Origin of the sequence: Prochlorococcus marinus str. MIT 9401, from assembly GCF_000760095.1 — a bacterium.
Classification (GTDB): Bacteria; Cyanobacteriota; Cyanobacteriia; order PCC-6307; family Cyanobiaceae; genus Prochlorococcus_A; species Prochlorococcus_A marinus_I.
Genome location: NZ_JNAR01000006.1, coordinates 17,884 through 41,860, shown reverse-complemented (window position 1 = coordinate 41,860; position 23,977 = coordinate 17,884). Strand labels below are relative to the sequence as shown.

The 23,977-nt window shown below is 31.9% G+C and carries 26 protein-coding genes and 1 tRNA gene; 14 read left to right on the top strand and 13 right to left on the bottom strand.

Features of this window, described 5'->3' with window-relative positions:
* The gene (locus EV01_RS06545) at positions 1-546 is read right to left on the bottom strand and encodes a thioredoxin domain-containing protein (RefSeq protein ID WP_032517362.1); all 546 of its coding nucleotides are present in this window, start codon (positions 544-546) and stop codon (positions 1-3) included.
* A 135-nt stretch (positions 547-681) separates the two neighbouring features.
* Between EV01_RS06545 and glmM the strand changes: the two genes are divergently transcribed.
* Positions 682-2,034 carry a phosphoglucosamine mutase gene (glmM, locus tag EV01_RS06550; protein WP_032517361.1) on the top strand — a complete coding sequence of 451 codons (1,353 nt, stop codon included), beginning with the start codon at positions 682-684 and terminating at the stop codon, positions 2,032-2,034.
* A 3-nt stretch (positions 2,035-2,037) separates the two neighbouring features.
* On the opposite strand, the gene trmB is transcribed toward glmM, so the two are convergent.
* A complete protein-coding gene (trmB, locus tag EV01_RS06555; RefSeq protein ID WP_032517360.1) occupies positions 2,038-2,673 on the bottom strand; it encodes a tRNA (guanosine(46)-N7)-methyltransferase TrmB in 636 nt (211 codons plus the stop codon).
* 122 nt (positions 2,674-2,795) lie between these two features.
* On the opposite strand from trmB, the gene EV01_RS0108810 reads away from it, so the two are divergent.
* The gene (locus EV01_RS0108810) at positions 2,796-3,419 is read left to right on the top strand and encodes a DUF3177 family protein (protein WP_032517359.1); all 624 of its coding nucleotides are present in this window, start codon (positions 2,796-2,798) and stop codon (positions 3,417-3,419) included.
* A gap of 288 nt (positions 3,420-3,707) precedes the next feature.
* On the opposite strand, the gene ileS is transcribed toward EV01_RS0108810, so the two are convergent.
* From ileS to EV01_RS06570, 3 genes are all read right to left on the bottom strand, one after another.
* Positions 3,708-6,614, bottom strand: coding sequence for an isoleucine--tRNA ligase (gene ileS / locus EV01_RS06560; protein WP_032517358.1), 2,907 nt, complete (start codon positions 6,612-6,614; stop codon positions 3,708-3,710).
* Between the two features lie 120 nt (positions 6,615-6,734).
* Entirely contained in the window at positions 6,735-7,184 is a 450-nt protein-coding gene (locus EV01_RS06565) for a hypothetical protein (protein WP_032518534.1), read from the bottom strand.
* Positions 7,185-7,256: 72 nt separating this feature from the next.
* Positions 7,257-7,338, bottom strand: a tRNA-Leu gene (locus EV01_RS06570).
* Between the two features lie 182 nt (positions 7,339-7,520).
* On the opposite strand from EV01_RS06570, the gene EV01_RS06575 reads away from it, so the two are divergent.
* Positions 7,521-8,525, top strand: coding sequence for a fatty acid desaturase (locus EV01_RS06575; protein WP_080725738.1), 1,005 nt, complete (start codon positions 7,521-7,523; stop codon positions 8,523-8,525).
* 5 nt (positions 8,526-8,530) lie between these two features.
* Here EV01_RS06575 and gatC read toward each other — a convergent pair whose 3' ends face one another.
* Entirely contained in the window at positions 8,531-8,824 is a 294-nt protein-coding gene (gene gatC / locus EV01_RS06580) for an Asp-tRNA(Asn)/Glu-tRNA(Gln) amidotransferase subunit GatC (RefSeq protein ID WP_032517355.1), read from the bottom strand.
* Between the two features lie 171 nt (positions 8,825-8,995).
* On the opposite strand from gatC, the gene EV01_RS06585 reads away from it, so the two are divergent.
* Positions 8,996-9,580 (top strand): DNA-3-methyladenine glycosylase, encoded by a 585-nt coding sequence (locus EV01_RS06585; RefSeq protein WP_072013462.1) that lies wholly within the window; start codon positions 8,996-8,998, stop codon positions 9,578-9,580.
* A 21-nt stretch (positions 9,581-9,601) separates the two neighbouring features.
* Positions 9,602-10,618 (top strand): aspartate carbamoyltransferase catalytic subunit, encoded by a 1,017-nt coding sequence (locus EV01_RS06590; protein ID WP_032517351.1) that lies wholly within the window; start codon positions 9,602-9,604, stop codon positions 10,616-10,618.
* A gap of 2 nt (positions 10,619-10,620) precedes the next feature.
* On the opposite strand, the gene EV01_RS06595 is transcribed toward EV01_RS06590, so the two are convergent.
* Both EV01_RS06595 and EV01_RS06600 read right to left on the bottom strand, forming a co-directional pair.
* Positions 10,621-10,962, bottom strand: a complete 342-nt coding sequence (locus tag EV01_RS06595) for a DUF565 domain-containing protein (protein ID WP_032517350.1) — start codon at positions 10,960-10,962, stop codon at positions 10,621-10,623.
* An 11-nt stretch (positions 10,963-10,973) separates the two neighbouring features.
* Entirely contained in the window at positions 10,974-11,174 is a 201-nt protein-coding gene (locus tag EV01_RS06600; protein ID WP_032517349.1) for a hypothetical protein, read from the bottom strand.
* A 215-nt stretch (positions 11,175-11,389) separates the two neighbouring features.
* On the opposite strand from EV01_RS06600, the gene isiD reads away from it, so the two are divergent.
* From isiD to EV01_RS06630, 6 genes are all read left to right on the top strand, one after another.
* Positions 11,390-11,611 (top strand): protein IsiD, encoded by a 222-nt coding sequence (gene isiD / locus EV01_RS06605; protein WP_032517348.1) that lies wholly within the window; start codon positions 11,390-11,392, stop codon positions 11,609-11,611.
* On the top strand, positions 11,601-12,857 hold the full coding sequence (gene coaBC, locus EV01_RS06610; RefSeq protein ID WP_032517347.1) for a bifunctional phosphopantothenoylcysteine decarboxylase/phosphopantothenate--cysteine ligase CoaBC: 1,257 nt from the start codon (positions 11,601-11,603) through the stop codon (positions 12,855-12,857). Before isiD ends, coaBC begins: the two co-directional genes overlap by 11 nt.
* 215 nt (positions 12,858-13,072) lie before the next feature.
* Positions 13,073-13,867, top strand: coding sequence for a photosystem II manganese-stabilizing polypeptide (locus tag EV01_RS06615; RefSeq protein WP_025890347.1), 795 nt, complete (start codon positions 13,073-13,075; stop codon positions 13,865-13,867).
* A 71-nt stretch (positions 13,868-13,938) separates the two neighbouring features.
* A complete protein-coding gene (gene sat / locus EV01_RS06620; protein WP_032517346.1) occupies positions 13,939-15,114 on the top strand; it encodes a sulfate adenylyltransferase in 1,176 nt (391 codons plus the stop codon).
* A gap of 46 nt (positions 15,115-15,160) precedes the next feature.
* On the top strand, positions 15,161-17,014 hold the full coding sequence (gene ftsH, locus EV01_RS06625) for an ATP-dependent zinc metalloprotease FtsH (protein ID WP_032517345.1): 1,854 nt from the start codon (positions 15,161-15,163) through the stop codon (positions 17,012-17,014).
* Positions 17,015-17,029: 15 nt separating this feature from the next.
* A complete protein-coding gene (locus tag EV01_RS06630; RefSeq protein ID WP_032517344.1) occupies positions 17,030-17,656 on the top strand; it encodes a bifunctional 4-hydroxy-2-oxoglutarate aldolase/2-dehydro-3-deoxy-phosphogluconate aldolase in 627 nt (208 codons plus the stop codon).
* 34 nt (positions 17,657-17,690) lie between these two features.
* Here the strand turns inward: EV01_RS06630 and aroC are convergent, their stop codons facing one another.
* Positions 17,691-18,788 (bottom strand): chorismate synthase, encoded by a 1,098-nt coding sequence (gene aroC, locus EV01_RS06635; RefSeq protein ID WP_032517343.1) that lies wholly within the window; start codon positions 18,786-18,788, stop codon positions 17,691-17,693.
* A 108-nt stretch (positions 18,789-18,896) separates the two neighbouring features.
* Positions 18,897-19,979: a photosystem II q(b) protein gene (psbA, locus tag EV01_RS06640; RefSeq protein WP_002805533.1), complete on the bottom strand. Its 1,083-nt coding sequence runs from the start codon at positions 19,977-19,979 to the stop codon at positions 18,897-18,899.
* A 189-nt stretch (positions 19,980-20,168) separates the two neighbouring features.
* Between psbA and EV01_RS10010 the strand changes: the two genes are divergently transcribed.
* On the top strand, positions 20,169-20,297 hold the full coding sequence (locus EV01_RS10010) for a hypothetical protein (protein ID WP_257008958.1): 129 nt from the start codon (positions 20,169-20,171) through the stop codon (positions 20,295-20,297).
* Positions 20,298-20,414: 117 nt separating this feature from the next.
* Here the strand turns inward: EV01_RS10010 and EV01_RS06645 are convergent, their stop codons facing one another.
* Positions 20,415-21,323 carry an aspartoacylase gene (locus EV01_RS06645; RefSeq protein ID WP_032517342.1) on the bottom strand — a complete coding sequence of 303 codons (909 nt, stop codon included), beginning with the start codon at positions 21,321-21,323 and terminating at the stop codon, positions 20,415-20,417.
* A 23-nt stretch (positions 21,324-21,346) separates the two neighbouring features.
* On the opposite strand from EV01_RS06645, the gene EV01_RS06650 reads away from it, so the two are divergent.
* Together EV01_RS06650 and EV01_RS06655 are read left to right on the top strand one after the other, a co-directional pair.
* Positions 21,347-22,291, top strand: a complete 945-nt coding sequence (locus EV01_RS06650; protein WP_032517341.1) for a glutathione S-transferase family protein — start codon at positions 21,347-21,349, stop codon at positions 22,289-22,291.
* 126 nt (positions 22,292-22,417) lie between these two features.
* Entirely contained in the window at positions 22,418-22,636 is a 219-nt protein-coding gene (locus EV01_RS06655) for a Calvin cycle protein CP12 (protein WP_032517340.1), read from the top strand.
* A gap of 71 nt (positions 22,637-22,707) precedes the next feature.
* Here EV01_RS06655 and EV01_RS06660 read toward each other — a convergent pair whose 3' ends face one another.
* Together EV01_RS06660 and obgE are read right to left on the bottom strand one after the other, a co-directional pair.
* Entirely contained in the window at positions 22,708-22,890 is a 183-nt protein-coding gene (locus EV01_RS06660; protein ID WP_011817712.1) for a hypothetical protein, read from the bottom strand.
* 86 nt (positions 22,891-22,976) lie between these two features.
* Positions 22,977-23,960: a GTPase ObgE gene (obgE, locus tag EV01_RS06665; protein WP_032517339.1), complete on the bottom strand. Its 984-nt coding sequence runs from the start codon at positions 23,958-23,960 to the stop codon at positions 22,977-22,979.
* Positions 23,961-23,977 lie beyond the last annotated feature (17 nt).

Genomic DNA, 23,977 nt, shown 5'->3' with positions numbered 1-23,977 from the left:
TCAACCATGACTGCGAGGACTAACATTATTATTTTTATTTTTTGTAATTACTGAAAACTCAGAATTAATAATTTCTTCATGAGTTTTTGTTTCTCTCTCTAGTTGATCAATATATTCTTTTATTTTTAATTCTTCTTGTTTTCCTACAAGAGTAGATACTAAATTACCTTTTCTATCAAAAAGATTTACTTGAGGAATCCCATTTACTTCAAATTTACGAATGTAATTATTCCATTTTTGATTATCAACATTCAAAAAAACAAAATTAACGTCTTTTTCGTATTCCTCTTTTAATGAGGATACTTTTGGCGCCATTTCTTTGCAAACTTCGCACCAGTCAGCATAAAATTCAAGAAAAGTAGGTTTATTGTTTTTAAAAGCTATTTCAGGATCAACAGATGATTCTCCAAAACTCTTAAGAAGATAAGTTCCTTGAAAAAAAACATTTCTAAACAAAATCAAACTAACAACCAAAACAGCAATTAAGAAAACTATTATTGCTCTTAAGTTTTTATTCAAAAGTGGTTCTAAATTCTCAGATTGCATTATTGATAATTACTGTATTAGTATATTTTAAATAAGTTAAACAAATAAAGGGAGGAGTAACCTTTTACCTTTTAATCAACTGATAAGATAAGCTTAAAATAATATGAAAATTATATTTATTTCTAAAATCTTATTATGCAATCAATCTTTGGAACTGATGGAATAAGAGGAAAATTTAATGAAGACATAACTGTTTCTTTAGCATATAAAGTTGGATATGCTCTAGGTTTGTTATTAGAAAATACTAATCCAATATTAATTGGAAGAGATACCAGGATTAGTGGAGATATTCTGCTTAAGGCAACAATAAAAGGTATTATTGCAAGTGGCAAAAAATTTATAAGTCTTGGAATCTGCCCCACCCCAGCAATCCCTTTTTTGATTAGAAAAGAAAAATTAAGTAGCGGGATAATGATCTCTGCTAGTCATAATCCGCCCGAATATAATGGAATAAAGATTTTTGATCATAATGGTCAAAAAATTGGCAAAACTTTTGAAAATAAAATTCAAAAATTAATTGAAGATTCAAATCACAATTTGTCAGATCCCTCAAAAGATATCTTTCTAAAAGACAATAAAGAGCTTATTGATATTTATTGGCAAAGCTTAACTAAAACAATGGGAGGGGTGGATTTAACTGGGATGAAAATAATATTAGACACATGCTATGGATCAGCGTCAACCTGCGCAAAACAAATTTTTCAGAATCTTGGCGCTGATGTTAGTGTTATCAATAACTCTAAGAATGGTTTAAAAATTAATATGAATTGCGGTTCTACTAACCTTGAACCATTAAAAAAAGCATTAAAAGAGAATCCTTCAGATATGGGATTTAGCTTCGATGGCGATGCTGATAGGGTAATCGGTGTAGATTCAATGGGCAATGTATTAGATGGAGATCATATACTTTTTTTATGGGGTAGGGAACTTATGGAGCAAAAGAATCTCACTAATAATTTACTAATATCTACTCAAATGGCTAATTTAGGTTTTGAAAAGGCCTGGAACAAAATTGGTGGGATTCTTTATAGAACTGATGTAGGAGATAAATACGTTCATGATGCAATTAAGGGAGAAAATGCTGATTTAGGGGGTGAACAATCAGGTCATATACTTTCAAAAATTAATAACTTTTCTGGAGATGGGATATTAACTGCTCTTCAGATTTCTAAATATTGCAAAACGAAAAATATTACTTTAAAAGACTGGCTTAAAAGTAGTTTCGAGCCTTTTCCACAGAAGCTAACCAACATTAATTTAAATTTTAATATTAATAAAATTAATTCCAAAGCTAAAGGGCTAATTGATCAAACTATTGAAAATTTGCAGGTTATGTATTCCGATAATTGCAGAATTTACATTAGGCCTAGCGGAACAGAACCCATAATGAGAGTACTGGTAGAGGCGAAACATCAGCACAAGGTTGATTCTTTATCTAGTGAAATAACAAACAAACTTATTTCAGAAATTAAAAAAATTGTGAATTAATTATCAATCACAATTTTTAATATAAATACTCTCAAAAATATCAAATTGATTAGAAATCACATACTTTTCCCTATTAGTCAAAAATTTTTTTGGATTAAAACTTTCTGAATAATTAAAATCTTTTTTTTCAATTTTTTTAAAATTAAAATTACTTAATATCGTATAATCCATATAATCGAATAATTCCTTTACATCAGTTTTAATAAAAATCAAAGTTCCTTCTTGCAATAATTTTGAAAGATTATTAATAAACTCTGGCTGAATTATACGCCTTTTATAATGCCTTTTTTTAAACCATGGATCTGGGAAATTAAAGGAAATACTTTTTACATTTTTAAAAATAAATTTACTTTGAACATTATCCACAATGTTATTAGCATTACCAAATACAAAATATAAATTTTTAAATGCTCTTTCTTGAGCCTTTACTTTTGCTGTCTTGACTAATCTCTCACGAATCTCGATTCCTAAATAATTCCAACTGGTATTAACTAAAGCTAATTCAAATAAAACCTCACCAGCAGCACAACCTACATCCAAATGGAGATTCAATTTAGAATCATCAAACATTTCAATTAAAGAGGGAATTCTCTCGATTTCATCAAAATTTCTACTAAGCGGATTAACGTGCTGTCTCATAAAAATATAAATTTATTTCTCAGCGATAATATAAACATGCATAATATTCATAACTATGACAATAGAAAGTTAAAAAGTAATAGTTTTATGTTTTATTATTATGTATGTAAAAAGAAAAAGTTTTGAACGTTTTTAATCAAATTTCTGTTTGGCTATCTTTTCAACTTTCAATAATTTTCCTGATTGGTATTCCTGCTACATTATTCTTATGGTCAATAAAAAAAAGAAATAAAGCGGTTAATAGGCTTCTATCTATCTATTGGAAAATATCCCTTTTATTTTTTATAAGCCTATTGCTATTAATTGGGAAGTATAATTATGCACTGATTATTACAAATATTTCCACATTATTAATGACAGTTTCAGTTTGGTTTTGGAATGATATTAATGATGAGCTAAAAGAATATGAATTTAATTACTCACTTATTACAACAACAAAAGTATGGAGATGGTCACTAACTTTTATATCTTTAAATTTCTTAATTCAAAGTTTACAAAACCTTAATTGCTTTTCTTTTATTAATTCTGCTGAATGTACAATTTGGATTCAACCTTCTTCAAATTTCTACATTATTTTAAAAAGTTTATTTAATTTTTTCTTCGGGGCCAACTTTACTCAGCCCATAGCTAAATTTTTAGGTTTATTTGCATTATTAATTTATTTTTTAGGTTTAATTCAGTGGTTAATAATAAAACTACCTAAAAATGGGAGAAACTCTTACTTTTCTGAAAATGGAAGTAAATGATTTACTTAATTATCTTAAAAGAATAAGCTTCAAAATACCTAAAAAGATAATTAAGGTAGAATGTTATCTTCCAAATAACATCATAGAGAACATTAAGAAATATTATTTTCAAAGGCTGTATTAGCTCTACCGCGCATCCTATTGAAATGGATTTAGAAACAAAAAAAGTTTTTAAATTTGAATAAATAGTCACAAAATTTAGGCTCTATTAGTCAAGCCCATCAGAAACCAAAAATAACTTTATAAAGGAAAATCAAAACTTACATTTCTCAGATCAAAAAACTGGCTCTAAGAAAATTCAAGATTAATAATATTTGAACATCTTTTGCATAGTTTTGTGTTTTGAATCCCACTAAAAGTTTCAATTTGATAATGCCAACATCTATCACATTTTTGACCAGGAGCTTTAAGAATTTGAATTTTTCCAAGTTCATTGCTTTCAATAACCATGGAATCCTCAACCAAATCTGATATGACTTGAAAATTTGAAACTATTAGCCAATCCCTAAATACATCCACATCACCATTACCAAATTTCTCGAGCCAAGCAAGAGAATCTTTTACCACTTTATCTACAGGTAAAAAATTCACTTCTGTTTCCAAAGCGGCACCAATTATTTGTTTATTTCTACATCCTTCTATGGCTTTATTAATTTCAACTCTCAAATTTCTTAAATTTGTAATGTGCCCATTAAGACTTTCATTCTTCCATGACTGTGGAAAGATTGGCCAACCTCTTTGAAATACTGATTTTTCTTTAGTTGAATATGGAATATTTTGCCAAATATCTTCAGCCATATGGCAAAGGACTGGAGAAATAATAACAGCTAAACTTTCAACAATTCTAGACATGACAAACTGACATGATCTCCTCCTAAATTGTGTTTTAGAACTAACGTATAACCTATCCTTTGCAATATCCAAATAAAAATTTGATAAATCTACAACGCAAAAACTTTGTAAAATCTGAAAAAATTTTGAAAATTCATAATTTTCATAAGCATTTGTTATTTGATCAGTAACTTCAACCAATCTGCCTAACATCCATTGATCTAAGATTGGCAATTGATCAATTTCAAAACTATCAATATTAGGGTCATAATCATGAATATTACCAAGAAGATATCTTGCAGTGTTCCGAACTTTTCTATAAACGTCTGATAGTTGCTTGAGTATATTTGAACCAATTGGAACATCTACAGAATAGTCGACAGAGCTTACCCATAGCCTTAACACATCAGCACCATAAGCAGGTTCATTTTTTTTATTATTCCCACCATTAATAATTACATTTGGATCAACAACATTTCCGAGAGATTTACTCATTTTTCTTCCATTTTCATCAAGTGCAAAACCATGAGTTAAAACTTTTTTATATGGAGGTTTATTATTAACTGCAACTGATGTAAGCAAAGAAGATTGGAACCATCCTCGATGTTGATCTGAACCTTCCAAATAAAGATCTGCAGGATATTTTAATTCACTTCTTTGTTGACACACTGCTGCCCAGCTAGATCCCGAATCGAACCAAACATCCATTGTATCTGTCCCTTTTTTCAATAAATCAGATTCTTTTGCATATTTTTCTGGCAATAAATTCTTAATATCCCAATCCCACCAAATATCAGCCCCGTGTTCATTAAAAAGTTTTTGAATATGATTAATTATCTCACTGTTTAGGAGAATTTCATTACCATTTTTTTTATAAAAAACTGGAATTGGAACCCCCCATGACCTTTGTCTAGAAATACACCAATCTCCTCTGCCAACGACCATGGAATAAATTCTTTTCTTGCCGGTTTCAGGCATCCATTCAACCTCTTCTATTGCCTTTAAAGCAGATGATCTGAAGCCATTTACAGATGCAAACCATTGTTCTGTTGCTCTAAAAATAGTTGGTTTTTTGGTTCTCCAATCATAAGGATATCTATGCTTATAATTTTCTTTTAGTAGAAGTGAATTATTTTCTTTTAAAAAGTCAATAACTAAATCATTTGCGTCTTTAAGTACGTTTGATCCTTTAAATTGACCTGAATATTGATTTAAGTCCCCTTTTTCATCAACAACGCAAGTTGTAGGTAGATCATATTTTTGCCCCACATTAAAATCATCTATTCCATGACCTGGTGCAGTATGAACAATTCCAGTTCCAGATTCTGTAGTAATGTAATCTCCCCCAATCACAATACTGCAATTTCTATTCTCGATAGGGTGTTTATATTCAATATTTTCCAATTCAGATCCCTTAACCTCTAACAGGCTATTTAAATCTCTATTAAATTTTTTACTTATTTCAGAAGATAATTCCTTTGCAAAAAGGTATATTCTTTTCTCTTCATCAATTGCAAAAACATAGTCTATTTTAGGATTGACTGCAACTGCCTCATTTGCAGGTATAGTCCAGGGTGTGGTAGTCCAAATAGTTATGAAAGAATTCCCCAGAAAAAAATCCTTTTTGTAATTTGGATTTTCTTGACAGAATTTCTGTAAAATTTCTTCAGATAGTTTAGTGATTTTTAAGGATACATAAATACTCTTTGAGTAATGTTCGTCTGGATATTCTAATTCTGCTTCTGCAAGAGCAGTCCTCGAACTTGGACTCCAATGAACAGGTTTAAGACCTCGATATATATAGCCATTTAAAAACATTTTCCCAAATACTCCAATCTGAGCAGATTCATAACTTTTCTTAAGAGTTAAATAAGGGTTATTCCAATCTCCCCATATGCCCCATCTTTTAAAACCCTCCATTTGATTGTTTATTTGTTTATATGCATAATCTGTTGCTTTTTTTCTTAGAGTTAGAATATCTAGATTCCTTCTCTCGTCTGATTTTAAATTTTGAAGTACTTTTAATTCAATAGGTAATCCGTGGCAGTCCCACCCTGGAACATAATGTACCCTAAATCCTTTCAAGGTTTTGTACTTATTTATTATGTCTTTTAAAACCTTATTAAGAGCGTGACCCATATGAAGATCTCCATTTGCATAAGGTGGGCCATCATGTAATGTAAATGTTTTGCCTTTGTTCTTTGAGCCCAACTCGAAATCGATACTATTATTTGCCCAAAAATTCTGAATCTCAGGTTCTCTTACAATTGAGTTAGCACGCATCGAAAAGTCAGTTTTCAGTAAATTTAAAGTTTCTTTATAAGAAAATTCTGATTTTTGCTCTTTGTTATTTTGAGATTTCATATAACGATATAAAAAATATTTTTGATTAAAAGAATTTTTAAATAAATCTAATTTATTATATTCTTTCTCAATTGACCTGTAGTTTTTTTTGCATGTTTCAAATAACCAATTGATTTGGTTTCAAGCTTTTATATTATCATTTTTTTCATTTCTTACCCATTTTTTTGTGGTAGTGGTTAATTTATTGTTCCCAATATTAAAAAAATTTAGGGTTTTCGTAAATGTACCAACTCCTAGATTAATAGCCTCTAATATTTTCGAAAGATTTTTCTTTAATTCCAAAAAGGTGGTTAATTTTTTCTTTTCGTTATCTGTCAACTGATACCATCTTGATAAGAAAAGCTCTAAAAGATATAAAAAAACAAGGCCTGTTAGTAAAAATAAAATTACAAAAAATGATCCATCTAATGTTTTAAATTTAATAATCAATACTAAACCTATTGATAAATTCAAAAAAGCTTTTATTAAATCTTTAGGTCGGCCAAGCTCAAGATACATTATCGGAACGAATAAAAATATAGTTCCAATCGATACATAAAAAAATCCTAAATAGTAAATGAAGTTATTCATTAAAGTAGGTAATTAATTAAATTATAAGAAGTTGATATTGATAAAAAAACGTTCTATTTAAATTCCCTTAAGTGCGGTCGGGGAGACTTGAACTCCCACACCCGAAGATACGAGTACCTAAAACTCGCGCGTCTACCAATTCCGCCACGACCGCTCAAATAAAATAATAAATGAAAGATGTTTATTTTAAAAACTTTTTAACTCAAGATGATTATTTTGACACATAAAATTAGATTAAATATCTACTAAAAAAATTTTTTACATTTAAAAATGCAAACACCTTAAAATATTAGTTATATTATTTAAAGAATATAAGGAACGATTTCAAACTTAACCATTAAAAATACAACGAAAAATACTAATTCTTCAAAAACATTTAATTGGCAAAAAGAGATTAAAAATTACGTAGATCCGCCAAGTTTTTGGAATCCAACATTAGGTTTATTTTTTGGCGGTTATTTTCTTGCATTTCTTAGTATATGGCAATGGTATAGAGGTGTTTGGCCTTTACCTTTACTTGTAGCCACTGCTTTTTTAGCATTACATATTGAAGGTACTGTTATTCATGATGCCTGTCATAAAGCTGCTCATCCAGTTCCTTGGATAAATCAAGCAATGGGCCATGGCTCAGCTATTCTATTGGGGTTTAGCTTCCCAGTTTTTACGAGAGTTCATTTACAACATCATATTCACGTAAATCACCCCAAAAATGATCCAGATCATATAGTCAGTACTTTTGGTCCAATTTGGCTAATTGCTCCAAGATTTTTTTATCATGAGGTGTTTTTCTTTCAAAGAAAACTCTGGCGAAGATATGAATTACTACAATGGGGAATCGAAAGATCCATATTCCTGACAATTATCTTGGCAGGTTTGAAATTTGACTTTATGAATTTAATTTATAATTTATGGTTCGGCCCAGCATTAATGGTAGGAGTCACTTTAGGAATATTTTTTGATTATTTACCCCATAGACCATTTCGATCAAGAAATAAATGGATAAATTCTCGAGTTTATCCGAGCAAATTTATGAATTTATTAATAATGGGACAAAATTACCATCTCATTCATCATCTATGGCCTTCGATTCCTTGGTTTGAATACAAAATTGCTTATGAAAAAACTAAGCCCTTATTGGATAAAAAAGGCTCCCCTCAAAGGGTTGGGATATTTGAAAGTAAAGAAGACATTTTTAACTTTATTTATGACTTATTAATAGGTGTAAGGAGTCATAGCAAAAAGAGGGGGAAAATAAGAAAAATCATAAATTTATATCCAGGCTTTAAGATAAAAAAATTTTTATTAAAGCTAGTCAACAAAACATTTATTGGAAGCAACTAACTTACTCATTCATTAATAATTTTTGGTACTTTAAAATATTTATCTTCTCTCGATGGACCCAATTCTAAAAGTTCTTCGTTACAATCAGAATTTTTCTTTTCGTCTTTTCTAAATACATTTACAACCTCTATAGCTCTCGTTGTACAGGGGACATCATCTGTATCAATTTTTTCAAGTTGTTTTATATAATCCAATATCTTTTCTAATTGTTGTGCATGATTATTAATTTCATTCTCGTTAAGTTCTAATCTCGCTAAATGAGCAACTTTTTTTACTTCCTCTTTAGTTATTTGTGTCATACATTTAATATCTTTCTTATTAAATAATAGTTTATTAAGAACAACTTATTTACATATCCTTTGAATTTCAAATAATTTTAAAAAATAATCACATCTTTTTGAAAATCAATATCAATTAATAGCCTTAATTATTTTTCTCAGCTAAATATGTTATTAGATAGATATTGAAAAATAGAAGAAGAATTCTTTCCAAAAAATTTTTTTTATCGGCACTCTAAACTTGTTGCTCCTGATTTAATAGGCTGTTACCTCATAAAAAAAAATAATGAGATAGATCAAGTTAAAGGGGTCATTGTTGAAACTGAAGCTTATTCACAGGAAGAAGAGGCCTGTCATGGCTACCGCAAAATGACTGAATCAAACAAATCATTATTTGGCAAACCTGGCACATTTTATATTTACAAATCTTATGGCATTCATCATTGTTTAAACATAGTTACTGATAAAGAAAATTTTGCGAGTGGTGTTTTGATAAGATCAGTTTTTATCTCAAATAATGATGAAAGATTAGCTTCTGGACCTGGCCTAGTAACAAAAACATTCAGTATTGACATTTCATTTAACTCACTTGAAGTTCTTAATAACAAATCTTTATGGATTTCTCCACGAGACTCAACTCTAGAAGAAAAAGATCTTATTCAAACTACGAGAATTGGCATATCAAAGGCAAAAAATATAAAATGGCGTTGGTATCTCAAAAATAGTAGGAGTGTAAGTAAAAGATTAAAAGGTGACAGAACACCTAAATTTCAATAATCATTTATCTTTTTAAGCGTAATGCAAATTTGGCCTCATAAACATATCCACACACTCGCTAATTTTTCAATTAAAGATTATGAGTCAGTATTTGAATTAGCTAATAGATTTGATGTATTAAAGAATGCAGGAACAAAAAAGATACCGGCCTTACAAGGGACTTTGGTAACGTCTTTATTTTTTGAAGCTAGTACAAGAACAAAAAATAGTTTTGAGCTTGCAGCAAAAAGACTTTCTGCTGATGTCCAAACGTTTGCGCCATCCTCCAGCTCTTTAACAAAAGGCGAAACAATAATTGATACAGCCATAACTTATTCTGCTATGGGGGCAGATACATTAGTTATCAGACATTCATCAAGTTACATAACCTTTGAGATCGCAAAAAAACTTGATGCAATAAATGCCAAGACTTCAGTTCTTAATGCAGGAGATGGATTACATAGTCACCCCAGCCAGGGATTGCTTGACATCTATACATTGATAAAATTCTTTTCCCAAAAAACACTAAATCCAGAGGTTTTAAATTCCAAAAAAATTTTAATAATTGGCGACGTTAATCATTCAAGGGTTGCTAGGTCAAATCTTTGGGCTTTGAGTGCATTCGGCGCCGATATAATCTTATGTGGTCCTAAGACATTAATACCTGATGAATTTATCAATTTTTTAAAAACCCCCGCGCCAAATCAAACAGAAGATCCCGTTAAATCAAGAGGTTCTATAGCAATTTCTAGATCATTGGAAGAATCAATAAAAATTGCAGATGCGATTATTGTTTTAAGACTTCAGAAAGAGAGAATGATGGAAAATTTACTAAGTAGCATTGATTCATATAGTTTGGATTATGGCTTAACCCCAGAGAAATTATCTTTAAATAAAAAAGAAATTCCAATTCTTCATCCCGGTCCCATTAACAGAGATATTGAAATTAGCAGCAAAGTGGTAGATCAATATCCTAATTGCTTAATTAATAATCAAGTTGCAAATGGTATCCCTATAAGAATGGCTTTGCTTTATCTATTACAGAAACACAACAAGTAAATTTATAGCAACTTAAGACTTTCTGTAAAGAAACCATAAAATAATCCTAATCTTAAAGAATCTAATAAAAGTACTAAAAATTTCTTTTTCCTTTCAAATCTAAAATTTCTTCTCAATACTATTAAAAACTCAATAAAAACTACTGATAAGAAAGCAGCAACAGGATCCATGAGTTCTACAACGGCACTTACCATGCCAAGAGAACTTCCAACAAAATAACCAATTAAAAGTGTAATTAAGGATGTTGAGTATCTTCTCCATGGATTACTAGCCCAAATACTCAATGTTTGAATATTTTCTACAATCTTTAGTTGAAATTTTGTCTTTTGAGGTCTTAAAACCATTTTGCCTACAACTAAGCAGCTTCAGAATTTGATTGAATTTTAGTATTTCCTTCCACTAATTCAAGTAACGCCTCAAGCTGAGCCATTATTCCTCTTAATTCTCCTGGTTCAGGGAACAGTCCATCTTCTTTTATGCTTATATGCAGTTCTCTTAGTTCTTGCCTTAAATAGCGGATGTGACTTGTGACTTGCTCTCTTTTGGTTTGCGACATGATTTAAATTTGCACTTTAATATCTTAAGAAAGAATATTTTGATAGAGAGAGTTTAGATATTTATGAGTGAAAATGAAGATAAATTACTAAATAAAAATTTCATAACATAATGTAATTAAACAAATTTTTATTCTTAAAGATATATACATAACACTTTAATTTTTATAATAATAACCCAAGGCTTTATTATAAAAATATATTGGCTTTACTCAATATGAAATTTGTTTCTGAAAATAAAATAAGTGAGGAATTAGTAAATTCTTTTGATGAAGAAATGACCTTTGAGCTAGCTAAAAGGTTAGAGGAAGATAATTATAATAGTCCATTTGATGGTTTAAAAGACTGGCACTTACTTAGAGCTCTTGCAATCAATAGACCTGAATTAACAACTAATTATATCCATCTCCTTGATCAGGAACCTTTCGATGAAAACTAAAAGTAAAGACTCTAAAATAAAGGTTCTTATACTAATTACTGGTAGTATCGCAGCTGTAAGAATTCCATTATTGGTTAGTCAATTAGCAAAAGAAAATTATGAAATAAAGTGCGTTTTATCTGAAAATGCCGAAAAATTAATAAAACCTCTTTCTCTTTCTATCTTGAGTAGAAACCCTTGCGTTATAGAAAGTGATCAATGGTCAAATAGTCAATCAAAACCTCTACACATAGAACTAAGCGATTGGGCTGATATTTTAATCATTGCACCTTTAACAGCAACAACATTAGCAAAATGGGTAACTGGAAATGCAGAGGGATTGATCCCAAGCATTTTAATAGCAAATATAAAGCCAATTATTGTTGCACCAGCAATGAATACACAAATGTGGCTAAATAAAGCAGTTCAAAAAAATTATGAGAATTTACAGAATTATGAAAATGTTTTATCTTTGCAACCTAGTGAAGGCCTTCTAGCATGTGATGCCGTTGGCATCGGTAAGATACCTCCAAACGATCTTATTCAATTAGCTCTCGAATTTATAATCTCACACAATAAAAATCCTTTTCGCAAAGATTTACTTAATAAAGAAATTTTAATAACTGGAGGGTGCACCACAGAAAAAATTGACGCGGCAAGACACATTACTAATAAAAGTTCCGGAGCTATGGGCTTACTTCTCTCTCAAGTAGCAAGGTTCCGGGGAGCACAAGTAAAATATATCCATGGTCCTTTGAAAATCAATAAAAATCTTACTGATGGAATAAAAAGATATGAAATTGAAACAAGTATTGATTTAATTAAAGTACTTAATAATGAGATAACAAATTGTGATTATTTTTTCATGAATGCTGCAGTATCTGATTTTAAGTTAGCTTGTGATACATCAGCTAAAATTCCTAAAAATAAAATTAATGCTTATTTGAATAAAAACTTTGAGCTAGTACCTGATATTTTACAAACAATTAGTGAATCAAAAAAAGATAACCAAATTTTTGTAGGCTTTTGCGCTTTTACAGGATCTATTAAAGAGGCAAGAATAACAATTAGAGAAAAGATTATCCAGAAAGGTTGTGATTATCTTTTCGCAAATCCAATTGATCTTAAAGACCAAGGATTTGGCTTTTTGGCACAAAATGAAGGTTGGCTATTCGATACAAAAAATATGGAACACTACATTAAAAAAACATCAAAAATTGATTTAGCGAATAAATTAATAACTCAAATTATTGCAGAAAAACAATAAAACAAATTTCTATTTGTATTTTTTTTGTAATCTTAATCATTAAAAATAATGTGATAGCTTACAATAATTCAAGTTTTTTAAAATCTAAAAAGCTACGGGTTGTTTCGAGGATTTAAAAGTGCTATCTTTTATGGTCCTTTCCCTTGTAATATCCGTACTGAACTTATTAGATGACCTTTAATCTATCGTCACAGAACTTTACTGCAACTTTAATTATGAGAATTCGTTCTTTCTTAGCTTTTGTTATCTCAATTTGTATAACATTTGCTTTCGTACCTGTTAAAACATTTGCTTTTTCTGAAAGAGGAAATGCACAATTCACTGATGTTGTTAACACAGGAAAAGCTAATGATTGCCCTACATTAGATTCATCTCTTGTCGGATCAATATCTCTAGGGAATGGAGATAGCCTTAAAGGAATATGCATGCATCCAACAGAAGTTTATGTAAAAGTGCCAGGGACAAAACGAAAAGCTGCAGAATTTGTTTCTACAAAAATTATTAGTCCAAGAAATAACACTACAGTGACAGAAGTTTATGGAGATATAGATTCAGGAACTTTCACCGAAAAAGGTGGTATTGATTTTCAACTTATTACTGTATTAACTCCTGGTGGTTTAGAAGTGCCATTTGCATTCTCAGCAAAAGACCTGACAGCTGATTTACCTTCATCTATTGAGCCAGGCACTGAGGTTAGTGGTTCAACATTTACACCTAACTACAGAACTGGTGATTTTCTAGATCCTAAGGCAAGAGCTAAAAATACTGGTGTTGAATATGCTCAAGGTTTAGTTGCATTAGGAGGAGATGATGAAGAACTTGCAAAAGAGAATATTAAAGTTGATGTAAACGGTACTGGCGTTATTACTCTTTCAATCAACAATGTAGATTCTGATACAGACGAATTTGCAGGTACTTTTGAAGCTATCCAACCTTCAGATACAGATATGGGTTCAAAAGATCCACTTGATGTAAAAATAATTGGGGAGCTTTACGGAAGAAAGGCATAAATCCTACTCAAGAGAAAAAGGGGGTTGACCCCCTCTTTTTTTTTCAAAATTTTTCTTTATCAATTTAAAAAATGGAATTACAACAAAAAACTAAAACAGATAATAATGGACTAATACCGCCTTATGGGGGGGAACTAAAAAATTTAATTATTAAAGATAAAAACCTTAGAAATAAGCTTATCTCCCAAGCTACTTATGAGTTTGAGTGTAGCGAGAGAAATGCATGCGATGTAGAACTTTTGATGGTAGGAGCTTTTTCCCCATTGGAAGGTTTTATGGATGAAAATAACTACAATTCCGTAATTAAAAATAATAGAGATACAAACGGGTTGCTTTTTGGTTTGCCTATCGTGTTTGATTCAAATAATGAAAAAGTAAAAGATGGAGAGACAATATTGCTTACCTATAAAAAACAAAAAATAGCAGTTTTAGAAGTTAGCTCTAAATGGGAGCCTGATAAATCCTTAGAAGCTGAACTTTGTTATGGTACTAATTCTTTAGATCATCCTGCTGTCAAGATGATTTTTAACGAGAGAGGGAGATTTTATATAGGAGGAAGAGTTTTTGGTTTCGAACTGCCAATTAGAGAATTCCCCTGCAAAACCCCAGAAGAAGTTAGATCTACACTGCCATCAAATCATGATGTAGTTGCATTTCAATGCAGAAATCCAATTCATAGAGCACATTATGAATTATTTACTAATGCCTTACTTTCAGATAATGTCTCCTCTAATTCAGTTGTTTTAGTTCATCCAACTTGTGGGCCAACTCAACAAGATGATATCCCTGGGAAAGTTAGATATTTGACCTATAAAGAATTAGAAGAGGAAATATCTGATGAAAGAATTAAATGGGCTTTTTTACCTTATTCAATGCATATGGCAGGGCCAAGAGAAGCTCTTCAACACATGATAATAAGAAGAAATTATGGCTGCACCCATTTTATAATTGGTAGAGATATGGCTGGTTGTAAGTCATCATCAACTGGTGAAGATTTTTATGGCCCATATGATGCCCAGAATTTTGCGAATAAGTGTGCAGATGAATTGATGATGCAAACTGTTCCTTCAAAAAATTTAGTTTATACGAAGGAAAAAGGATACATAACAGCTGAAGAAGCTAAAGAATTTAATTATGAAATTATGAAACTTAGTGGTACTGAATTTAGAAAGAAATTGAGGAATGGTGAGCCAATTCCTGAATGGTTTGCGTTCAAAAGTGTAGTAGATGTTCTAAGACGCTCTTAATATTGTTTTATTATTAGTATTATAGATTTACTATAGATTTTTTATCGTGAACAAACGTTGGAGAAACGTAGGACTCTACGTACTAGCTGTGATTACTGTGATTTTCATTGGTACTTCAGTTTTTGATAAACCTAGTACTGAAAGTTCTACAAAGATCTTGAGATATAGTGATTTTATAGAGGCAGTCCAAGATAAAGAAATCAGTAGAGTTCTAATATCTCCAGATAATGCCACAGCTCAAGTTATTGAAAATGATGGGAGTAGGTCTGAGGTCAACTTAGCCCCTGACAAAGATTTATTAAAAATACTGACTGAGAATAATGTAGATATAGCTGTAACACCCACAAAACTAGCCAATCCATGGCAACAGGCTGTAAGTAGCTTGATTTTTCCGGTACTTTTGATTGGAGGCCTATTTTTTCTTTTCAGAAGATCCCAAAATGGAAATGCTGGAGGTGGCAACCCTGCCATGAGTTTTGGCAAGAGCAAAGCTAGACTGCAAATGGAACCATCTACACAAGTAACTTTTTCAGATGTTGCTGGTGTTGAAGGTGCTAAATTAGAATTAACTGAAGTTGTAGACTTTCTTAAAAGTCCAGATAGATTTACTGCAGTCGGTGCAAAAATTCCAAAGGGAGTACTTCTTGTTGGACCTCCTGGTACAGGAAAAACATTACTTGCAAAAGCAGTGGCTGGAGAAGCGGGGGTACCTTTTTTCTCAATATCTGGTTCAGAATTTGTAGAAATGTTTGTAGGAGTTGGAGCTAGCAGAGTTAGAGATCTTTTTGAACAAGCTAAAAAGAATGCTCCTTGTATTGTTTTCATTGACGAAATAGATGCAGTTGGAAGACAAAGAGGTGCTGGTATGGGCGGAGGAAATGATGAAAGAGAACAAACATTAAATCAACTCTTGACCGAAATGGATGGTTTCGAAGGTAATTCAGGAATAATAATAGTTGCTGCCACCAACAGACCAGACGTTTTAGATTCAGCTTTAATGCGCCCTGGTAGATTTGATAGACAAGTAACAGTAGATAGACCAGATTACGCTGGAAGATTACAAATATTAAATGTTCATGCGAAAGATAAAACTCTCTCAAAAGATGTTGATTTAGATAAAGTTGCAAGAAGGACTCCAGGATTTACTGGTGCAGATTTAGCTAATCTTTTAAATGAAGCAGCAATATTAGCAGCTAGAAAAGATCTAGATAAAGTAAGTAACGATGAAGTCGGTGATGCCATTGAAAGAGTTATGGCAGGTCCAGAAAAGAAAGATAGAGTTATCAGTGATAAGAAAAAAGAATTAGTTGCTTATCATGAAGCTGGTCATGCACTTGTTGGAGCATTAATGCCTGATTATGATCCCGTAGCAAAAGTTTCAATAATTCCTAGAGGTCAAGCTGGAGGTTTAACCTTCTTTACCCCAAGTGAAGAAAGAATGGAGTCTGGTCTCTACTCTCGTTCTTACCTTCAGAATCAAATGGCTGTAGCTCTTGGTGGAAGAGTCGCTGAAGAAATAGTTTATGGCGAAGAAGAGGTAACAACCGGAGCTTCAAATGATTTACAACAAGTTGCCAATGTAGCAAGACAAATGATCACGAAATTTGGTATGAGTGACAAAATAGGTCCAGTCGCTCTAGGTCAATCTCAAGGTGGAATGTTTCTTGGAAGAGATATGAGTTCTACAAGAGACTTCTCTGAAGACACTGCCGCAACAATTGATGTAGAGGTTTCAGAACTCGTTGATGTTGCCTACAAGAGAGCCACAAAAGTTTTATCAGATAATAGATCTGTTCTCGACGAAATGGCTCAAATGCTAATTGAGAGAGAAACTATAGACACTGAAGATATCCAAGATTTGCTCAACCGATCAGAAGTTGTAGTAGCGAATTATATCTAGTTTCAAATTTAATTAATGAATATTAAAAAAGATTCTTTTTCTGATTTACTGCTGGAAGAATCTTTTTTTTTACTCATAAAACCGGAAGATAATATTTACTCAAATACTTCTATAAGAAATTCACTTTTTGAAGAATTAAGAAGCTTAGTAAAACTAGGATTAAAAAATATTGAAATAAGTTGGTCCAACAACGAAAAATGGTTTGATTTTGTATCCGAAATCAAACTCAATTTTCCAAGAATTAATCTAGGCTCTGCCTCCATAGTTAATAAGCAATCATTAGAGGATTCTTTTAAAATTGGATTAAATTTTTCGATGATGAAATTCTGGGATAAAGATCTTTTCAGTTATGCGCAGTCAAAAAATTATTTATTAATTCCTGGGATAAAAAATTTAAATGATCTTGAGGAAGCGATAAATTATAATTGCAACATTATCAAAATTTATCCTATAAGAAGTAAAGCTAGTTCCATAGATATACTCAACTTTGAAAATATTAATTTCATTGCTGCTGGAGGCCTATCAATCAATGATGTAAATACTTATAAATCTTTAGGATATAAAGCAATCGTGATTGGAGATAAAGGTATTATTAAACAAAAATTTGATCCGAAAATATATGAATGGCTCCGAAATAATTAAATCAAAGATAAATATAATTTATTCAACAAAACTACTACTTATTTATTAAGTCACATTGGGCATGATTTAGAAGCAAATGATCAGCAAGTACTAAAGCTACCATAGCATCAACCATGGGAACTGCTCTTGGGAGAACGCATGGATCGTGTCTCCCTTTTGCTTTCATAAGTACTTCTTTACCTTCAGCATTTACTGTTTTCTGTTCTTTCCCGATGGTTGCTGTAGGTTTAAAAGCTATCTTCATCTCGATATTTTCACCATTACTTATTCCGCCCTGTATACCTCCTGAATTGTTTGATGTTGTTTTTAACTTACGAATATCATCAGACTTGATGAAGGCATCATTATGTTCGCTTCCTTTTAAATAAGTTCCAGAGAAACCTGAACCTATTTCAAAGCCCTTCGTGGCAGGCAAAGACATCAAAGCCTTTGCTAAATCAGCTTCTAATTTATCAAAAACAGGCATTCCAAGACCAGAAGGAACATTTCTTACTAGACATTCAATAACACCGCCGCAAGAGTCTCCATGACGCTTTAATTCCTTAATTCTCTCGATCATTTCTTTTGATACCTTTTCATCTGGACATCTAACAATATTAGAATCTATTTTTTGGAGAGAAATCTTCTCTTTATTTATATCAGAATCAATATCATGTATACGCTTTACCCAAGATAGTATTTCAGTATTACAGAAGGTTTTTAATAATTGTTTTGCTACAGCACCAGCAGCTACTCTCCCAATTGTTTCTCTAGCAGAGGCTCTTCCACCGCCAGAACTTGCCTGAATACCATATTTCAGATGATATGTACCATCTGCATGAGAAGGTCTAAATACCTGCTCCAAATTATTATAATCTCCTGGTCTTTGATCCTTATTTCTTACCAACATTGCTATTGGAGTTCCAAGTGTTAACCCTTCCTTTATCCCACTTAATATTTCAATTTTATCTTCTTCATTTCTAGGGGTTGTAATGTCACTTTGGCCAGGTCTGCGCCTATCTAATTCATTTTGTATCAGATGTATATCTATTTTTAACTTAGGTGGACATCCATCAAGGATAACTCCTACTGCACCACCATGTGATTCTCCAAAAGTACTAACACGAAAAATTTTTCCAAAACTACTACTCATAGAAATATCAAATGTTTTATCTATATATAAACATTATATGAAGCCAATTGAAAATTAAACAAAAAAAAGCCCCCTAAAGGGGGGCTTGTAAATTTAAGAACTTTAAGCTTAACCGATAGCTGGAGCTGAAAGAGCTACTGTTGTAGACTCAGCTGCTGCTAGATCAAGTGGGAAGTTGTGAGCGTTACGCTCGTGCATTACTTCCATACCTAGGTTTGCTCTGTTAAGAACGTCACCCCATGTAGGAACAATCTTACCGTTTGCATCAACAACTGACTGGTTGAAGTTGAAACCGTTAAGGTTGAATGCCATTGTGCAGATACCCATTGAAGTTAACCATACACAAACAACTGGGAATACAGCTAGGAAGAAGTGAAGACTTCTGCTGTTGTTGAAACTTGCATATTGGAAGATCAAACGACCGAAGTAGCCATGTGCTGCAACGATGTTGTATGTTTCTTCTTCTTGTCCGAACTTGTAACCATAGTTCTGAGATTCTGTCTCAGTTGTTTCTCTGATTAGAGATGAAGTAACAAGTGAACCGTGCATAGCTGAGAATAAAGATCCTCCGAACATACCAGCAACACCAGCCATATGGAATGGGTGCATAAGAATGTTGTGCTCTGCCTGGAAAACAAACATGAAGTTGAATGTTCCAGAGATACCTAAAGGCATTCCGTCAGAGAATGAACCTTGACCGAATGGATATACAAGGAATACTGCGAAAGCTGCTGAAACTGGTGCAGAGTATGCAACACAGATCCAAGGACGCATACCTAGACGGTATGAAAGCTCCCACTGTCTTCCCATGTATGCTGAGATACCAATTAGGAAGTGGAAAATTACAAGCTGGTAAGGACCACCGTTGTATAACCACTCATCTACAGTTGCTGCTTCCCAAATTGGGTAGAAGTGTAGACCAATAGCGTTAGATGAAGGAACAACTGCACCTGAGATGATGTTGTTACCATATAGGAATGAACCAGCAACTGGCTCTCTAATTCCGTCGATGTCTACTGGTGGTGCTGCGATGAATGCAACGATGAAGCAAGCCGCTGCTGTAAGAAGGCATGGAATCATTAAGACGCCGAACCAACCAACATAAATTCTGTTGTTAGTTGATGTTACCCACTCACAAAACTGTGGCCAACCTTTTAACAGCGAAGAACGCTGCTGCTGAATAGTTGTCATGAGTTCGTAAAGTATGTCTCTAAAGTGAGACGTGTAAATAAAAACGGAAAATAAATTCCGCTTCGAAGATTTTAGACCAAAATCGCTAAAAATGTGTAAATATTTTTTCTTTAAGTAAACTTATTTTTTGGAAAACAGGAGAAAAGAACTTCCATGTCTTAAGATTTTCTTTGTTATTGAGGATTCAACTTGGTAATAATCGAATGGCTCCTTAACGGAAAAAGATCTAGAGAGGTAGTTTCCTTAAGAGAGGCTAAGCATAGAAGACTGCAATTAGAGGCTTTTGGAGCTGTTATTTATTGGAGTGAAAGAATTTAGGTTTTTAAGATTTAAAAATTAGAAAAAAAATTAAAATTGTTAAATATTAAATAAACTTATCTATAAAATAAAAAATCCTTATTAGTTTTCAACGATTTATTGTTCCGTTTTCTTGATTTAAAAACTTTCAAACTCTTGAACCCATTGTTTGTTGGAACAAACCACTTCTTTTTTTGTGTAGCTCATGGCAATTTTTTTTTCTTTATAAGCAACTTCTCCAATAAAAACAGGCCAAATCAATTGGTCCCGTTCATATTTGTGGATTATTCCTTGGCTATCAAGAAATAATGGATCTCCTTTTTTAATCATTTTCCAATCTTGGTTTATTCTCTCAGGATGAATTATGCCATCAATATCTCCCTTTTCATCTCTTGGATAATCTATACTCCCTTGATGAACGTGAACCACTAATTCCTTTGGAAGTTCTATAAGTTTATTTTTTAATTTATCTATCTCTTCCCTTAGGGAGCTAATTATTAGGGAGAATCTATTTATAATGTTTTGATCATAAAAATTTTGTGCGACAGCTCCTATTTCAATAACTAAACCACATGGCCAAGCTTCTACAAGAAAACCTGTTTGGGATTTATCTTTTTCGTGTAAATAAATAGGCAATCCAAATTTGTTCTGCAGTAATGCAGCTAAACAAAAATCTTTGGATCTCCTCCCATACATAACAATGCTTGTTCCCATATTTGCAGTAGTAGTGTGCAAATCAATTGCAATTTGACAGGGTTTAGATCCGTCAATTCCAAATTCATCTACTAAAAAATTGGCTCTATTAGTTTCATAAAAGCTGTTCTTGTATTGATCAAAATTCTCACTTTCTTTAAAAGATCTATTTAAATCTACATCTATATATCTGCAACCTTTTTCATAGGCAGCAGGATTACCTATGATGTACTCATACTCAATATCATTATTTAAACTATTTTCCTTGCTATTAATAAATTGCTTAACAGCCCAAACAGGATTAATTTCATTTCCATGAGTGCCTGAAACGATAAGTATTCTTTGAACGGTCATTTTTTCTTTAAAAATAAAATTTTATGCAAAATAAATACCTCATAAATGCCTCTAGAAAATTCTGGTTTTGGTTTTGGACCCAATTAATGAATGGCTTCGCGCCATCAGATTTACATGGTAATTATAAAAGGCCTAAAGGTATAACTATTAATAGTGAATACGACATTAATAATGAGAATGGACAAATTTATTTATTAGTAGGTCATTCTTGTCCATGGTGTCAAAGAACTTTGCTCGTACACGAAATAAAACATTTATCTAAAAAAGTTAAAGTTATTTTTTTAAAAGCAGACGTTGAGCATGGAGAATGGATTTTCAATGCCAAGATTAAGGGATGTATGAGACTTTCTGACCTCTACAAAAAAGCTAATAAAAAGATAATTTTTAGAGCGACATTACCTCTCTTAGTTAGTTTTGCAAAAGATAAAGTAAATATTTTGTCTAATGAAAGTTCCCAGATAATCAAACTACTCAATTCAATAAAAATTCAACCAAAGTATCAGGTAATAAATATTAAAGACTGTAATCAAAAATTTTTAGATTTAATTAATAACAGCATTAATGATGGCGTATATAAATGTGGTTTTGCCAGAAACCAGTTAGCATATGAAAAAGCTAGTGAAAATCTTTTCGCAGCTATAAATGAAGTTGAAAACTTACTACAGAAAAACAAAGGGGACTGGATCTTTGGAAAAGAGTTAACCTACGCAGATATTTACCTTTTTCCAACGCTTATAAGATGGGAATTGATATATAGCAAACTTTTCAAATGTACTGAACAAGAACTATCAAGTTTCAAAAAGATTATTGAATGGAGATTAAAATTCTTTAACTTATCTAACGTAAAAAGGACATGCTTCGACAATGAATGGAAAAAAGATTACTACAAAGCTTTATTCCCTTTAAACCCAAATCAATTAATCCCCGTTTTATCATCTTTAGAGGAAATAATGAGATTAGAGTCTTAAAAATACATAAATCAATTTCGAAAAAAAAATGATGTTGTAATGAACACTTATTTAATTCATAGATAATGCAATTTCATTAGAAATTAACTATGTTATGTATGTCTACTAAAGTACGAAAAGCTTAAAATGAAATCCATTGACGAACACATCCAAAAAGATCAATCGGAAATCGAATCTGCAAAAGCAGAGGGCAATCTTCCAAAGGTCAGACATTTAACTGATGAGCTTAAAGAACTCGAAGAATATAAGGATCATCATCCAGAGGATAAACATGACCCTAATGCTTTGGAACTATTCTGCGACGCCAATCCGGATGAACCAGAATGTCTAGTTTATGATGATTAAGTTTTCTTTTGATAGATAATGCATAATAAAAAAAGGGCTCTAGTAGCCCTTTTTTTATTTGTTAAATTCTATTAGTAATCTCTATTAAAGTCGGATGGACTTCCTGTAAGGGAACATACAACCGACTCCTCATTTTTCATTTCCTTAACTTCTACAATTGGTCTTCCCATTTTCTTCAAAACCTCAATATCTTGAATGGTTTGACATCTAGCTATTATTTTTCCTTGTTGATCAAAGCAAGTATAGAAATTCATATTGTGTTTAGAGGAGTATCTTATTTATGACTAATTTTCAAAATTAAATCAAGTGTTTTTTTTTACAAAACAATTTTTAATTTAAGTTAGATCCTTTTCCATACTTCAGAAAGCAATGAAGATAAACCTTTTTTTAAAGATGAAGAAATAACTAAAACTTTCTTTTTAGATAAATCTTCTAACTTTTTTGAAATTATTTTCAAATAATCATCATCTACCAGTTCCATTTTATTCAAAACTATTATCCTCTCTTTATCTAAAAGACCTTTCCCATATTTTTTTAATTCCTGCTCAATTATCTCAAAATCATTTAAAGGATTATCTGCAATAGCATCAATTAAGTGAACAAGTATCTTCGTTCTTTGGATGTGCCTTAAAAAATCATGCCCTAAACCCACTCCATCAGCTGCCCCTGATATTAATCCAGGAATGTCCGCAAAAAGGCAACCGTTCCCATCAATTTTTCTTACTACACCTAAGTTAGGTATTAGAGTTGTGAAAGGATAATTTGCAATTTTTGGACGAGCAGATGATACAACGGAAATCAAAGTACTTTTCCCAGCATTTGGAAGTCCTATAATCCCAACCTCTGCAAGAAGTTTTAGTTCTAATTGAACCTCCCATATCTCACCATCTTTACCTTCAGTGAATGATTCTGGGGCTCTATTTTGGTTACTTAAATAGTAAGCATTACCATGTCCACCTTTTCCTCCAATGGCAATAATTAAACTTTGTTTATCTTTAGTTAAGTCTCCTAAAATAATGCCGGTTTTAATATCCCTAATTTCTGTCCCACATGGAACTTTAAGGATTGTATCCTCACCTGAAGCACCTGATCTCTTGTTAGGACCTCCTTTGAATCCATCTTGAGCAATTATTTCACGTTTGAATTTGAAATCTAATAATGTTTGAAGATTATTATCAGCCATCAAAATAACTGAACCCCCTCTGCCACCATTTCCCCCGGAAGGTCCTCCAGCAGGAACGAATTTTTCTCTTCTAAATGAAACTATTCCATTTCCACCTTTTCCAGCTTTAAGAATAATGTTTGCTTGATCAATAAATTGCACTTAATTAAGCTTATTAA

Coding starts and splice junctions, on each gene's coding strand:
- isiD (WP_032517348.1), top strand. CDS start 11,390: ATGAAATTTGTTTCTGAAAATAAAATAAGTGAGGAATTAGTAAATTCT.
- EV01_RS06545 (WP_032517362.1), bottom strand. CDS start 546: ATGCAATCTGAGAATTTAGAACCACTTTTGAATAAAAACTTAAGAGCA.
- ileS (WP_032517358.1), bottom strand. CDS start 6,614: ATGAAATCTCAAAATAACAAAGAGCAAAAATCAGAATTTTCTTATAAA.
- EV01_RS06655 (WP_032517340.1), top strand. CDS start 22,418: ATGAAATCCATTGACGAACACATCCAAAAAGATCAATCGGAAATCGAA.
- coaBC (WP_032517347.1), top strand. CDS start 11,601: ATGAAAACTAAAAGTAAAGACTCTAAAATAAAGGTTCTTATACTAATT.
- EV01_RS06615 (WP_025890347.1), top strand. CDS start 13,073: ATGAGAATTCGTTCTTTCTTAGCTTTTGTTATCTCAATTTGTATAACA.
- trmB (WP_032517360.1), bottom strand. CDS start 2,673: ATGAGACAGCACGTTAATCCGCTTAGTAGAAATTTTGATGAAATCGAG.
- psbA (WP_002805533.1), bottom strand. CDS start 19,979: ATGACAACTATTCAGCAGCAGCGTTCTTCGCTGTTAAAAGGTTGGCCA.
- glmM (WP_032517361.1), top strand. CDS start 682: ATGCAATCAATCTTTGGAACTGATGGAATAAGAGGAAAATTTAATGAA.
- EV01_RS06600 (WP_032517349.1), bottom strand. CDS start 11,174: ATGTCGCAAACCAAAAGAGAGCAAGTCACAAGTCACATCCGCTATTTA.
- EV01_RS06595 (WP_032517350.1), bottom strand. CDS start 10,962: ATGGTTTTAAGACCTCAAAAGACAAAATTTCAACTAAAGATTGTAGAA.
- EV01_RS06630 (WP_032517344.1), top strand. CDS start 17,030: ATGAATATTAAAAAAGATTCTTTTTCTGATTTACTGCTGGAAGAATCT.
- gatC (WP_032517355.1), bottom strand. CDS start 8,824: ATGACACAAATAACTAAAGAGGAAGTAAAAAAAGTTGCTCATTTAGCG.
- EV01_RS06650 (WP_032517341.1), top strand. CDS start 21,347: ATGCAAAATAAATACCTCATAAATGCCTCTAGAAAATTCTGGTTTTGG.
- aroC (WP_032517343.1), bottom strand. CDS start 18,788: ATGAGTAGTAGTTTTGGAAAAATTTTTCGTGTTAGTACTTTTGGAGAA.
- EV01_RS06565 (WP_032518534.1), bottom strand. CDS start 7,184: ATGAATAACTTCATTTACTATTTAGGATTTTTTTATGTATCGATTGGA.
- sat (WP_032517346.1), top strand. CDS start 13,939: ATGGAATTACAACAAAAAACTAAAACAGATAATAATGGACTAATACCG.
- EV01_RS06590 (WP_032517351.1), top strand. CDS start 9,602: ATGCAAATTTGGCCTCATAAACATATCCACACACTCGCTAATTTTTCA.
- EV01_RS06645 (WP_032517342.1), bottom strand. CDS start 21,323: ATGACCGTTCAAAGAATACTTATCGTTTCAGGCACTCATGGAAATGAA.
- EV01_RS06660 (WP_011817712.1), bottom strand. CDS start 22,890: ATGAATTTCTATACTTGCTTTGATCAACAAGGAAAAATAATAGCTAGA.